Below are 11,298 nucleotides of genomic sequence, written 5' to 3' on the forward strand. Positions count from 1 at the left end.
GATGAAAACAGTACATAAGCAACTGGGGCTGGCGGGCCTGCTCTGGTCGGGGCTGGTGCTTGCCGACAATGCTGCCAACAAGGTCACGGACCCTCACTTCAAGCTGGCCCCAGGCTATCTATCTTCAGCAGACCTGCCCCTGGGCCTGGCGTTGCTGGGCGCCCCGCCAAAGCCCGACTCTGCGGCGCTGGCACGGGATGAGGAAGCACGGCGAGCAGCGCTGTCGCTACGGGGTACGGCCCGGGAGAAACTCGCTGCGGCGGATGCGGAGCTGTCATTCCCGGGCCCGGCCAACGCATTCTCCTGCGCGATGGGTACGCCGATCACCGAGAAAAATACACCGCATCTTTATACCTTGATGCAGCGCACCCTGTCGGATGCGGGCGGCTCCACCTATGCCGGGAAGAATGCCTACAACCGCACCCGACCATTCGTGGCACATAACGAAGGAACCTGCCGCAAAGACATGGAACCGCTGCTGCGCACGGATGGCTCCTGGCCTTCCGGCCACTCCGCAGCCGGTTGGGCCTGGGGGCTGTTGTTGGCCGAGATACAGCCTGCGCGTGCAACCGAGTTGATGACCCGCGGGTTGTCATTCGGCCAGAGCCGGGTCATCTGCGACGCTCACTGGCAGAGCGACGTCGATGCAGGCCGCATCATGGGCGCTGCGACGGTGGCGAGCCTGCACAGCAATCCGACGTTCCTGGCGGATATGGCGGCCGCCAAGGAAGAGGTCAAGGCCGCGCAAAAAGCCGGCTTGAAGCCTGCACAGGATTGTGCGGCCGAGGCCGTGGCGCTCTCACTGACCCAGCACTGATCGGGAAAACACCCTCATGTACAGTGACAACACCCGCTCGGCTTTGCGGCGCAAGCACGCACGTCTGGCACTACTGGCTGGCGCCTTCATCGCAGCCGGGCCCGCGATGGCAGCAGACAACGAAGACTGGACGTTCAACGGCGGACCTTACCTATGGGGCGCTGGCATTCGTGGACACGTGGGTCATGTCAGTACTGGCACCCAGTTCATCAAATCCGGTTTCTCCGACATCGCCAAGACGGTCGATATGTCGGTGATGCTGATGGGTGAGGCGCGTCGAGGCCCCTACAGCGTGCTCGCCGATCTGATGTACATCGACACCGACACCCGCAACCACCTGCCTGGGGGCGCCAAACTCGAGGTAGAAAGCAAGACAGCCTCCGGGTTCCTGGGTGGCGGCTACACAGTGCTGGGTGATGATAATCGTCGACTGGATGTCGCCGGTGGCGTGCGTGTCTGGTACAGCGGCACCACCCTCACCTTCCATGGCGGCCCCCTTGGTGGCTTGTCGGGCTCTGACAATGCGACATGGGCAGACGCGATGGCAGGCCTGCGCGGGCACTATGCCGTGAACGATCGATTCTGGTTGTCGTCCTGGGGGATGGCGGGCGCCGGGCAGTCCCGGGAAGACTGGGACCTGGCAGCGCTGGCAGGCTGGGAGTTCTTCCCCGGGTTTTCGGCGGTGGCCGGTTACCGGGCGATGGGGGTTAATTATCGTCATGACGGCTTTGTCTACGACATTGTCCAGAAGGGGCCGTTGCTGGGTATTAGCGGGCGATTCTGAGGCGCTCATCCTAAAGCTCCCACACAGCACAATCAGCTATCCGAGCAACCTCACACCTCTGCGTTGTGAGGTTTTCGCGTGCGCACAAAAAAGATTATTGATTCATTGTCAGGTGTTTTTTTTCAGCCTATCTTGATCAAAACCTATACAAAATATTTATCACGTATAGGTATTTGGCTATAGAGAAGAATTCGGTCATGGCTTCCTCTGTAATGCCGGGCGCCTTGGTTGATAGTCGACGACGCGGCAGGAATTCCTGCCGCTCTTGCAACGACGAAAAACCTGTACGCGGGCTGCCAGCCGTACAGGCCTCAGGTTCGAAACTTCACCTTCACCACCTGTGAACTTCAGGGAGTAAGGCAATGACCCGATTTCTGCTGTTATTGGCCCTGGCACTCAGCGTCGCGAGCTGCTCCAGTGTGGATGTCGCCCGTTATACGGATCAGCAACCGGCATTGGATCTGGAGCGTTTTTTCAGCCAGCCCGTCAAAGCCTGGGGGATGTTTCAGAAGCGCAGCGGTGAGGTTGCCAAGCGTTTCGAGGTCAACATCGCCAGCCGACGCGAGGGCAACAACCTGATTCTCGACGAGCGCTTCCTTTACAGCGACGGTACTCGCCAGCGCCGCGTCTGGGTCCTCACCCCTGAGGGCCAGGGGCGCTGGAGCGGTCGTGCGGATGATGTGGTGGGTGTCGCCAAGGGCCAAGTCTCTGGAAACACCTTGCACTGGCGTTATCGCCTGAACCTGCCAGTCGGTGACTCAACCTACGAAATGAGCATGGACGACTGGATGTACTTGATGGACGAGGACACGTTGATCAACCGCACCACTATGTCCAAGTTCGGGGTAGAGGTCGGCCAGGTGACGTTATTCTTCCGTCGCCAGGGCGCGGGAGCAAACCCATGAACCGGCCCTGGACCATGGCCTCCCTCGGGGACGGTTATCGCGCGCTGGTCATCGGCGCCAGTGGGGCCCTTGGCACGGCTTTTTGCGAACAGCTCAGACAGGATCCGCGCTGTGCCGGAGTTCGCGCCCTGGGGCGCCAGACCGTTCCCGAACTGGACCTTGAGCGCCCCGACACGATTGCCAGCGCCGCCACCGAACTGGCAGCCGAAGCGCCCTATCAACTGATCGTGCACGCTGCCGGCCTGCTCCATCGCGACCGGATCAAGCCGGAAAAAAGCTTCAGCGCGATCGAACAGGAGGCGCTGCAGGCCGTCTTTCAAGTGAATACGCTGGGCCCCGCGCTGGTGTTACGCCACTTTCTGCCGCTGCTCGAACCTCGGGGAGCGATGGCAATGCTTTCTGCAAAGGTCGGGAGCATTGGCGACAACCGTTTGGGCGGCTGGTATGCCTATCGCGCCTCCAAGGCGGCGCTGAACATGCTGATCAAGACCGCCGCCATTGAACTGGCCCGCACTCGCCCGCAGAGCCGTTTGCTCAGCCTGCACCCGGGCACGGTTGTGTCAGGGTTGTCGCAACCTTTCCGCGGAGCCTGCAACGCCCGTCCGGCAGAGGTTGCCGCAGCCCAATTACTGACCTTGATTGACCAGTTGACGCCGGCCGACAGCGGCCATTTCTTTGCCTACGATGGAGAACGCCTGCCCTGGTAGGCAAGGAGTGAAACATGAACCTGCAAACCCTAACCGAACGTGCGGCCAACAGCGAAATACGCGAGCTGGAGTTACTGTCAATCGAAGGTGGATTTTATCTGGCACGGGTCCGTCAGGATCTCGGCCAGTTCACCTTGCTGGATGATGCGGCCCAACCAATGCACCTGCGTTCGATCGCCCACCTGCGAGAATTGCTGCACGCCGTACCGGCATTTCCTTGCGTACTGGTGCAGCAATGCGTGCACGACGAAATGTGCGGCCGGGTTGCAGGGCCTGTCGAGGCGCTGCGCATTCCATTTTCGCTCACCATACCCTTGTGATTTGGACCACGCCGAGCATCACTGGATGAACGTTACCCGCCGGTTGTATAGTTTTCCATCCAGCGTTCAGCACGAACCATCAGCCCCCAAGGTTCCATTGGATAACTCTTCATGAATCGGCATACATCGTTGCCCGCTACGGACTGGGTTCTGCGTAACGCCGAACCCGGACGAATTGAACGAATCGAGGCATGGTTCGGGGGGCATGGCTATGACCCGCACCGTCATGACACCTACTCCATCGGGCGGACGATGTCGGGCGTACAGAGCTTTCACTACAAGGGCAGCATGCGCCACGGTATGCCGGGCAATACGCTGGTATTGCACCCGGACGAGTTGCATGACGGCATGGCCGGGACCGAGGCGGGCTTTCGCTACCGGATGGCTTATGTGGACCCTGCCCTGATTCAGCACGTATTGGGGGGCGAATCGCTGCCCTATGTGCCGGGTGGGCTGTCTGACGATGTACGCCTGTATAACGCCAGCCAGGCTTTCGTACAGGCAATGGACCACCCCCTCGACCCCCTTGAGGAACAGGACGCCCTCTTCGACCTCGCGATGGCGCTGCGCGCTGTCGCAGGCAAACCCCGGGGGCGCAACAAGCTCGACTACCAGGCGAGCCTGCGGGCCCGGGACTTCATCATGGCCAATCTTCACATGACCATCACGCTGGAGATGCTTGAGCATGCCAGTGGCCGGGAGCGGTGGAGCCTGTCGCGAGACTTCAGGGCGTTATTTGGCACCAGCCCCTATCGCTTTGTGACATTGCGCCGGCTTGACCGTTTTCGCGCACTGATCCTTGATCGGTTCACCCTCGTGGATGCCGCACTGGCGGCAGGCTTCCATGACCAAAGCCATATGACCCGGCATTTCACTGCCTGCTACGGCGTGCCGCCAATGCGCTGGCTGGAGCGCCTGGGAAGCGAGCGTCAACGTGCAGGATCGTACAAGCCGGGACCCGCGCCCGTTCGTTAGTGTGGTGGCTCCCGTTTGTAATGGAGAGTCAGTCATGCATCAAACCCGACAACCAGCCACACATGCCATCAACCTTGCCCAAAAAGCCTCCCTCATCGAGCAGCAGTGGAGCCCACGGGTAATCGCCGAGATGAACGAGTATCAGTTCAAGGAGGTGCGCATTGAAGGTGAGTTCATCTGGCATTCACATCCGGAAACCGATGAAGCCTTTTTGGTGATAGAAGGCACGCTGCGCATCGATCTACCCCACGGCAGCGTGTATGTCGCGCCGGGTGAACTTTATGTGGTTCCGCGAGGGGTCGAACACAGAACAGCTGCCGAAGGCGAAGCCCGGCTCATGATGATTGAACCGCGAGGGGTACTGAATACCGGCCATGAAGGGGGTGAGCGTACGGCCGACAACGACGTCTGGATCTAAGCAGGGGCAACGGTCCAGCGCGCGCTGGACCACACCCAATACTCTCAGTGCTCCGGCGCAACCATCCGAAAGCGTATGTCGATGTCATCGGAAACCAGGCTGTCGGACCACTCCCCCGCGCCGACCTTGAAGTCACTGCGCTTGAGCACCAACTCGGCGTCGAAAATGCCAATGGTTCGATCTGACTTCAGCAGCACCGGCACTGTCACTTCCCGGGTAACTCCCTTGAGTGTGAGGTTGCCCGTGATCTGGTAACGATTGTTTCCCATGTCCTTGATGCGGGTCGACTCAAAGATCGCCACGGGATAAGCCGTGGTATCGAACCAGGCAGGCTTTTGCAGCTCGGTGTTGGCGTCTTCGCTACCGGCGTCGATGCTGTCGAGGTCGATGGTCAGCCTGGCCCGGGCCGCCTCGGGGTGTGCGGTGTCGAATTCGAGAGTCCCGACAAACTTGCCAAAGGTGCCATAGACCCTCGATCCCATCTGGTTGAAGGTAAAACTCAGGGTGCTGGCCGCGGGATTTACGCTGCTGTATTCGGCGGCATCCGCGCCGGGGAAAAAACCGAGGGTCACAGTAACAGCCAGTGCGGCGGAACGAAGAGATCGAGGGCTCATTGCATTCTCCAGGACCGGCCCCTTATGGGTCGACGTGTGTAGCAGTAGATAAACTCAAGCAAAGAATCGCCGTTTATTCCAGCCCGCAGACGGTTTAGAGCCCACGCTTTGCCTGACGGCACACAAAAGCGACTGATGGCTCGCAAACACCTGTCATTGCCCAGCAGCGTGGTCTTTTAAACAAGAGGGAGGATTGTTAGCCGCGATTAAATGAAATGGTCTCCATGAAAGTCGAGCCAATGCATTAAATTCTGCCAGACAGTAATGCCTGCAATTAAACGTAAATCCCATCATGAACAGGACTAACGATTTAGTGAAATCAATTCATTGTCGCTCAATCAATCGCTCGGCTTAAAATACGTCTTAATGACAGGCACTCTACATTTTACTGAGAAAAAAACCAGAAAATAACAGTGGAAAACACTGAAGAATAATAAACACATTCAGGACTTATCTCAGACATCAGGATGGCAAATTGCAATGAACACCGCGTTCTCATTTACGATCAAGAGCCTTCGTTTCGACGAAGACTATCACCCCTCCGAAAATACGCGCATTACGACTAATTTTGCTAATTTGGCCAGAGGAAAGAGTCGCCAGGAGAATGTGCGCAACACGTTGAAGATGATCGACAACCGCTTCAATGCCTTGGCCCACTGGGACAACCCTAAAGGCGATCGCTACACGGTTGAACTCGACATTATTTCCGTCGAGATGAACATCGACAGTGAAAACAGCAGCACTGCCATCCCTTTGATTGAACTCCTGAAGACCTGCATCATTGATCGAAAAACCAATGAACGCGTTGACGGCATGGTCGGGAATAACTTCTCTTCGTACGTGCGTGACTACGACTTCAGCGTGGCGTTGCCGGGGCACAATGAGGGCCGGTCCGAATTCAGCACGCCTGAGCATTTTGGCGACCTCCACGGGAATCTGTTCAAGTGCTTCGTGAATTCAAGCACCTACACGGATAACTTCAAAAAATCACCCGTTATATGCCTGAGCGTCTCGAACACCAAAACCTACCATCGCACTGAAAACCAGCACCCCGTACTGGGCATTGAATACCAGCAGGATGAATATTCTTTAACGGATGAGTACTTCAAGAAAATGGGGTTGAAAGTCCGTTACTTCATGCCGGCCAACAGTGTGGCGCCTTTGGCTTTTTATTTCTCGGGCGACTTGCTGGGTGATTACACCAACCTTGAACTCATCAGCACCATCAGTACGATGGACACGTTCCAAAAGATCTACCGCCCTGAAATCTACAATGCGAATTCGGCCGCCGGGAAATCCTATCAGCCCAGCTTGAAGCACCAGGACTATTCACTGACTCGAATTGTTTACAACCGAGAAGAACGTAGCCAGCTGGCTGTTGAACAGGGCAAGTTTGTTGAAGAGCACTTTATCAAACCCTATCAGGCAGTACTTGAGCAGTGGTCGGCTAATTACTCTCTTTGACACCTAACATATTCAAGGTCTTCTAACATGAAAAAATTGCTACCCACTTCAACGGCTGGCAGCTTGCCTAAACCCGCCTGGCTTGCACAACCCGAGACACTGTGGTCTCCCTGGAAACTGCAAGATGAGGAGTTGGTCGAAGGCAAACAAGATGCCTTGCGACTGGCACTTCAGGAACAACAGCACGCGGGCATTGATATAGTCAGTGATGGTGAACAGACGCGCCAACACTTCGTCACCACCTTTATTGAGCACCTCAGCGGTGTTGATTTCGAGAAGCGTGAAACCGTCAGGATTCGTGATCGCTATGATGCGAGCGTACCGACGGTCGTGGGCGCGGTTGCTCGCCAAAAGCCGGTTTTTGTCGACGATGCCAAGTTCTTGCGACAGCAAACCAGTCAACCTATCAAATGGGCGCTGCCGGGCCCCATGACCATGATCGATACGCTTTATGACAATCACTACAAAAGTCGCGAAAAACTGGCTTGGGAATTCGCCAAGATCCTCAATGAAGAAGCCAGGGAATTGGAAGCGGCCGGTGTCGACATCATCCAGTTTGATGAACCTGCCTTTAACGTGTTCTTTGACGAGGTGAATGAATGGGGGGTGGCCACCCTGGAAAGAGCAATTGAAGGCCTTAAATGTGAAACGGCTGTGCACATTTGCTATGGCTATGGCATCAAGGCCAATACCGACTGGAAAAAAACCCTGGGGTCCGAGTGGCGCCAGTATGAGGAAGCCTTTCCCAAGCTGCAAAAATCCAGTATCGACATCATCTCGCTGGAGTGTCACAACTCTCATGTCCCCATGGACCTGATTGAACTCATTCGCGGTAAGAAAGTGATGGTCGGGGCCATTGATGTGGCCAGCCATATCATTGAAACACCCGAGGAAGTTGCCAACACGTTGCGCAAAGCACTTCAGTTCGTTGACGCCGACAAGCTCTATCCTTGCACCAACTGCGGCATGGCCCCCCTGCCTCGCCAGGTAGCAAGAGGCAAGCTGAACGCATTAAGTGCAGGGGCAGACATCGTTCGAAGAGAACTCTTGAACCAGCGCTGAGTTAAAGCCGCAAGTGGTGCACGGGAAGCGGACTGTCGGGCCCGCTTCCAGCACTGGCCACCGCTCAAGTCAGCCGACATTCACGGCTACTTCAGGCCTTTTCTCACGCTCGGGTTGCACCCCATTTTCAGGACTTGCCATGTCACTTCCCAACACGACTATCGAGCCATTGAGCTTTCGCGAAGCGCTCGGGCATTACGCATCCGGTATCACGGTGATTACGTCACAGCTGGATGGCGAGCCGATTGGCTTCACCTGCCAGTCGTTCTATAGCGTGTCGACGAGCCCGCCGCTGGTGTCATTCAGCGTCATGGCCAGTTCGGCCAGCTATCCAAAAATTCGGCAGGCTGGCCGATTCGTAGTCAATATCCTGTCGGGCGAGCAGGTCGGGATCTCCAACCAGTTCGCTCGCAAAGGCACGGACAAGTGGCACGCCGTCGAGTGGCAACAATCGCCGCTGGGTAATCCGATCATTGCCGGGAGCCTGCACTGGCTGGATTGTGAAATTCACGCCGAACATGCCGCCGGTGATCACCTGATCGTGATTGGCGAAGTGAAAGCGTTAAGCCTGCAAGCAACTCCAGTTACGCAGCCACTGCTGTATTTCAAAGGGCAATATTGCAACATCGCCACCCAGGGCGCTGTTTGAGGGGTTACCTGCGCTGCCCTTCGTTATCCCCCCATCCATCAAGGATCTTTCTGGCCGCGAGCGCAGGTACATCTGTGTGTTACTCCTTGGGCTGCCAGGCGGTTGAACCCGCCGCCGCCTTGAACTTGCTGCGGTTTTCAGCCGTTGCAGGCGGTTCAGAGTCGCCAAAAATAGCCTTGAGCCAATGCCCGTCGGTAGGGTTCGGGAAGATGATGAACTTGCGACCGAACTGCTCTTTATCTTCAGTCATCAGGTTCAGGCGTTGCTTGACGTCGGCAACGTAATACTTGCGCTTGAAGTCGTTGAGGTTGTCACCCAGCATCACGACCACGTCAAAATCTTTGGCGATCTCCAGCTGTCGGGGTTCTTTGTTGGAGCTGTCGCGATAAACCGTCAGGTGCTTATCGTCGGCAAAAGGCAGTTTGTTTTTACGGAGATTTTCCAGGGCATATTGAAAGGTATTTTCCCCTTGATCACGGCTCGTGACATAGAAAACCTCTACCCCCTTGGAGTGTGCGTAGTTCAGAAACTCCAAGGCTCCGGGTGTGGCTACAGGGCCATTGTCAGCAACCCATTTGTCCCACGCACCGTCATCAAAAAACTCTTTTCCCGAGTTGATCATGTAACCCCAGTAGCTGTTGCTGCCCAGAACGGTGTCATCGACATCGCTGATGACAGCCAAAGGGCGATCCCCCTTCTTGTGAGCCTGGAGTGCTCGATCGAGTTGCATCCTCGCTACATTGAAGCCTTGATAGTAAAGCGCTTCGAACTCGGCAGCCGTTTGCTTCCAGGCGACTGCGGCAGTCAATAGATTGGAAGGAGCAGCGCTGCTCTCTTCGGCAAAGGCTTGTGTTCCCTGAAGCATCAGAAGCGAGATGAGCAACGGTGTGGCTAGCGTTCGATTGGTTTTTATTTTCATTTTCTGGCCCGTACCACGAGGATTGAACAACTTGGACAAACACGCCAGGGAGTTCTACATCAGCCAAAGTTTCAGCTCAATGTGGGTGTCGCGTTTCTGGCTCAATGAGGCGTAATTCCCTCTTTTGCCACTGGGTCACGGGCCTTGAAGAGACGCCTGAGATTCACGTGCTTGATCCGTCCATGACTTATGTCAATAGCCAGCTTCCGACCTGATCCGGGCCATGCTCCTTTTTCCAGGCCTGAAGCATCTTGTGATTGCCCCCCTTGGTCTCGACGACTTGATGGGTGTGCGGGTTCAGGTAACGCTTGAGAACCCGGGGAGTGCGCGGGGCCTTGGTCGCACCCGCGCCGTTGTCGGTTGCACGAGCATCAACCGGTTCAAGCAAAGCCACGATCTGATGGAGGTTGACCCCGTACGCCTCCATCAATGTGCGCAACTTGTGTTCAAACTCGGCTTCTACCTGAAAGGACTTGTCGTTCTTGAGCGCCTCCAGGACCCGCTGTTGTTCAATGATCTGGCGTTCGAGGTCCCGGTATCTGGCAACTTTAGACATTGGCTTATGCTCTCTGGATAAATACGGTGACGTGACAGGTCAAGGGGGAAACTCCCCCTGGTCCCTGCTGTTTCAAGTAATGATTTTCGTCATCGACACCCGAAGTGTATGTGACAGTGACTCACGACACCTGACACCCCTGAAATCAATAACGCTTGCGCCCGCTTGAAACAGGCAAGTACAACTACCTGTATCAACAGACACAAAAAACAGTTAACACTCAACGGCCAAACAACAACCTCATCTCATAGAGTTACTCACCAGTCCCTCTATGAAGAACTCTATGTGTCCTCGCGGACTGTTTGAAATTGGCCAGGCATCGATCTTTTGAGCAATAGCCCTGAATGCCTTTGCGCTCTTGGAACGCGGAAAGTTTCGGTAAACGGCTCGTTGTATATGCGCAGCCTTGCGGACCTCCTGGTCGTACGGAATGGCCCCCACATACTGCAGCGTTACGCTTAAAAAGTTATCCGTAATCTTGACCAGCTTTGCGAACAGCCTTTGGCCGTCCATGGGATGGTGCTGCATATTGGCCAAGACCCGAAAACGGCTGATGCCATGGTCTCGATTAAGCAGCTTGATAAGCGCATACGCGTTGGTAATCGAGGTCGGCTCGTCACACACCACCAGCAAGACTTCCCGGGCAGCCCGAACGAAGCTGACTACCGATTCACCGATACCCGAAGCGGTATCAATCACCAGCACATCGAGCGTGTCAGCTATGTCGCTGAAGACCTGAATCAAGCCTGCGTACTGAGCTGCAGACAAATGCGCCAGGCTCTGATCACCTGACGCGGCATGGGCAATGAGCACCCCGCCAGGCCCTCGCATCAACACATCGGTCAACTCGCAGCGGCCCTCGATCAGATCGGCAAGGGTGTACCGCGGGTTAAGCCCCAGCAGAACACCTATATTCGACAATCCCAAGTCAGCTTCCAGCAATACAACCCGCTTGCCGAGTTCTGCCAGCGCCAATGAGAGGGCGGTTGCAGGAGCTGAGTGCAACACGGTTATTGAATTGAAGCCGGAGCATCATGCCGCATAGCCAAGGCTTCCTGCATCACCTCTCCCATGACTTCGATCGGGCATTTGAAATCGAAGCGCTTAC

Annotated in this window: 13 protein-coding genes and 1 pseudogene; 10 read left to right on the plus strand and 4 right to left on the minus strand. The window is 56.1% G+C overall.

Features of this window, described 5'->3' with window-relative positions; all coding sequences use genetic code 11:
• The first annotated feature begins 1 nt into the window (after position 1).
• The 7 genes from AC19YQ_RS13075 to AC19YQ_RS13105 all read left to right on the plus strand — a co-directional run bounded on the left by AC19YQ_RS13075 (position 2) and on the right by AC19YQ_RS13105 (position 4,926).
• Entirely contained in the window at positions 2–817 is an 816-nt protein-coding gene (locus AC19YQ_RS13075; protein ID WP_500595259.1) for an acid phosphatase, read from the plus strand.
• A gap of 16 nt (positions 818–833) precedes the next feature.
• Positions 834–1,601: a hypothetical protein gene (locus tag AC19YQ_RS13080; protein ID WP_500595260.1), complete on the plus strand. Its 768-nt coding sequence runs from the start codon at positions 834–836 to the stop codon at positions 1,599–1,601.
• A gap of 362 nt (positions 1,602–1,963) precedes the next feature.
• A complete protein-coding gene (locus AC19YQ_RS13085) occupies positions 1,964–2,506 on the plus strand; it encodes a DUF3833 domain-containing protein (RefSeq protein ID WP_500595261.1) in 543 nt (180 codons plus the stop codon).
• Positions 2,503–3,213 carry an SDR family NAD(P)-dependent oxidoreductase gene (locus tag AC19YQ_RS13090; RefSeq protein ID WP_133078642.1) on the plus strand — a complete coding sequence of 237 codons (711 nt, stop codon included), beginning with the start codon at positions 2,503–2,505 and terminating at the stop codon, positions 3,211–3,213. Before AC19YQ_RS13085 ends, AC19YQ_RS13090 begins: the two co-directional genes overlap by 4 nt.
• Before the next feature lie 14 nt (positions 3,214–3,227).
• Positions 3,228–3,533 carry a DUF6482 family protein gene (locus tag AC19YQ_RS13095; RefSeq protein WP_500595262.1) on the plus strand — a complete coding sequence of 102 codons (306 nt, stop codon included), beginning with the start codon at positions 3,228–3,230 and terminating at the stop codon, positions 3,531–3,533.
• Positions 3,534–3,644: 111 nt separating this feature from the next.
• Positions 3,645–4,508 carry an AraC family transcriptional regulator gene (locus AC19YQ_RS13100; protein WP_500595263.1) on the plus strand — a complete coding sequence of 288 codons (864 nt, stop codon included), beginning with the start codon at positions 3,645–3,647 and terminating at the stop codon, positions 4,506–4,508.
• A 34-nt stretch (positions 4,509–4,542) separates the two neighbouring features.
• The gene (locus AC19YQ_RS13105) at positions 4,543–4,926 is read left to right on the plus strand and encodes a cupin domain-containing protein (RefSeq protein ID WP_500595264.1); all 384 of its coding nucleotides are present in this window, start codon (positions 4,543–4,545) and stop codon (positions 4,924–4,926) included.
• 44 nt (positions 4,927–4,970) lie between these two features.
• Here the strand turns inward: AC19YQ_RS13105 and AC19YQ_RS13110 are convergent, their stop codons facing one another.
• A complete protein-coding gene (locus tag AC19YQ_RS13110) occupies positions 4,971–5,540 on the minus strand; it encodes a YceI family protein (RefSeq protein ID WP_338647752.1) in 570 nt (189 codons plus the stop codon).
• 480 nt (positions 5,541–6,020) lie between these two features.
• On the opposite strand from AC19YQ_RS13110, the gene AC19YQ_RS13115 reads away from it, so the two are divergent.
• The 3 genes from AC19YQ_RS13115 to AC19YQ_RS13125 all read left to right on the plus strand — a co-directional run bounded on the left by AC19YQ_RS13115 (position 6,021) and on the right by AC19YQ_RS13125 (position 8,715).
• On the plus strand, positions 6,021–7,004 hold the full coding sequence (locus AC19YQ_RS13115; protein WP_500595265.1) for a DUF1852 domain-containing protein: 984 nt from the start codon (positions 6,021–6,023) through the stop codon (positions 7,002–7,004).
• Between the two features lie 27 nt (positions 7,005–7,031).
• On the plus strand, positions 7,032–8,066 hold the full coding sequence (locus tag AC19YQ_RS13120) for a methionine synthase (protein ID WP_338647756.1): 1,035 nt from the start codon (positions 7,032–7,034) through the stop codon (positions 8,064–8,066).
• A 139-nt stretch (positions 8,067–8,205) separates the two neighbouring features.
• Positions 8,206–8,715 (plus strand): flavin reductase family protein, encoded by a 510-nt coding sequence (locus tag AC19YQ_RS13125; protein WP_500595266.1) that lies wholly within the window; start codon positions 8,206–8,208, stop codon positions 8,713–8,715.
• 79 nt (positions 8,716–8,794) lie between these two features.
• Here the strand turns inward: AC19YQ_RS13125 and AC19YQ_RS13130 are convergent, their stop codons facing one another.
• The 3 genes and pseudogenes from AC19YQ_RS13130 to AC19YQ_RS13140 form a co-directional block, all read right to left on the minus strand.
• A complete protein-coding gene (locus tag AC19YQ_RS13130) occupies positions 8,795–9,634 on the minus strand; it encodes a 5'-nucleotidase, lipoprotein e(P4) family (RefSeq protein WP_133078634.1) in 840 nt (279 codons plus the stop codon).
• Between the two features lie 187 nt (positions 9,635–9,821).
• Complete coding sequence (locus AC19YQ_RS13135; protein WP_500595267.1) at positions 9,822–10,190, minus strand: histone-like nucleoid-structuring protein, MvaT/MvaU family; 369 nt, start codon at positions 10,188–10,190, stop codon at positions 9,822–9,824.
• Positions 10,191–10,430: 240 nt separating this feature from the next.
• Positions 10,431–11,180, minus strand: a pseudogene (locus AC19YQ_RS13140) (MinD/ParA family protein); the annotation flags it as partial.
• Positions 11,181–11,298 lie beyond the last annotated feature (118 nt).

Source organism: Pseudomonas sp. MF06569 (assembly GCF_059862735.1).

Coding starts and splice junctions, on each gene's coding strand:
- AC19YQ_RS13075 (WP_500595259.1), top strand. CDS start 2: ATGAAAACAGTACATAAGCAACTGGGGCTGGCGGGCCTGCTCTGGTCG.
- AC19YQ_RS13105 (WP_500595264.1), top strand. CDS start 4,543: ATGCATCAAACCCGACAACCAGCCACACATGCCATCAACCTTGCCCAA.
- AC19YQ_RS13110 (WP_338647752.1), bottom strand. CDS start 5,540: ATGAGCCCTCGATCTCTTCGTTCCGCCGCACTGGCTGTTACTGTGACC.
- AC19YQ_RS13125 (WP_500595266.1), top strand. CDS start 8,206: ATGTCACTTCCCAACACGACTATCGAGCCATTGAGCTTTCGCGAAGCG.
- AC19YQ_RS13120 (WP_338647756.1), top strand. CDS start 7,032: ATGAAAAAATTGCTACCCACTTCAACGGCTGGCAGCTTGCCTAAACCC.
- AC19YQ_RS13085 (WP_500595261.1), top strand. CDS start 1,964: ATGACCCGATTTCTGCTGTTATTGGCCCTGGCACTCAGCGTCGCGAGC.
- AC19YQ_RS13130 (WP_133078634.1), bottom strand. CDS start 9,634: ATGAAAATAAAAACCAATCGAACGCTAGCCACACCGTTGCTCATCTCG.
- AC19YQ_RS13115 (WP_500595265.1), top strand. CDS start 6,021: ATGAACACCGCGTTCTCATTTACGATCAAGAGCCTTCGTTTCGACGAA.
- AC19YQ_RS13135 (WP_500595267.1), bottom strand. CDS start 10,190: ATGTCTAAAGTTGCCAGATACCGGGACCTCGAACGCCAGATCATTGAA.
- AC19YQ_RS13095 (WP_500595262.1), top strand. CDS start 3,228: ATGAACCTGCAAACCCTAACCGAACGTGCGGCCAACAGCGAAATACGC.
- AC19YQ_RS13100 (WP_500595263.1), top strand. CDS start 3,645: ATGAATCGGCATACATCGTTGCCCGCTACGGACTGGGTTCTGCGTAAC.
- AC19YQ_RS13080 (WP_500595260.1), top strand. CDS start 834: ATGTACAGTGACAACACCCGCTCGGCTTTGCGGCGCAAGCACGCACGT.
- AC19YQ_RS13090 (WP_133078642.1), top strand. CDS start 2,503: ATGAACCGGCCCTGGACCATGGCCTCCCTCGGGGACGGTTATCGCGCG.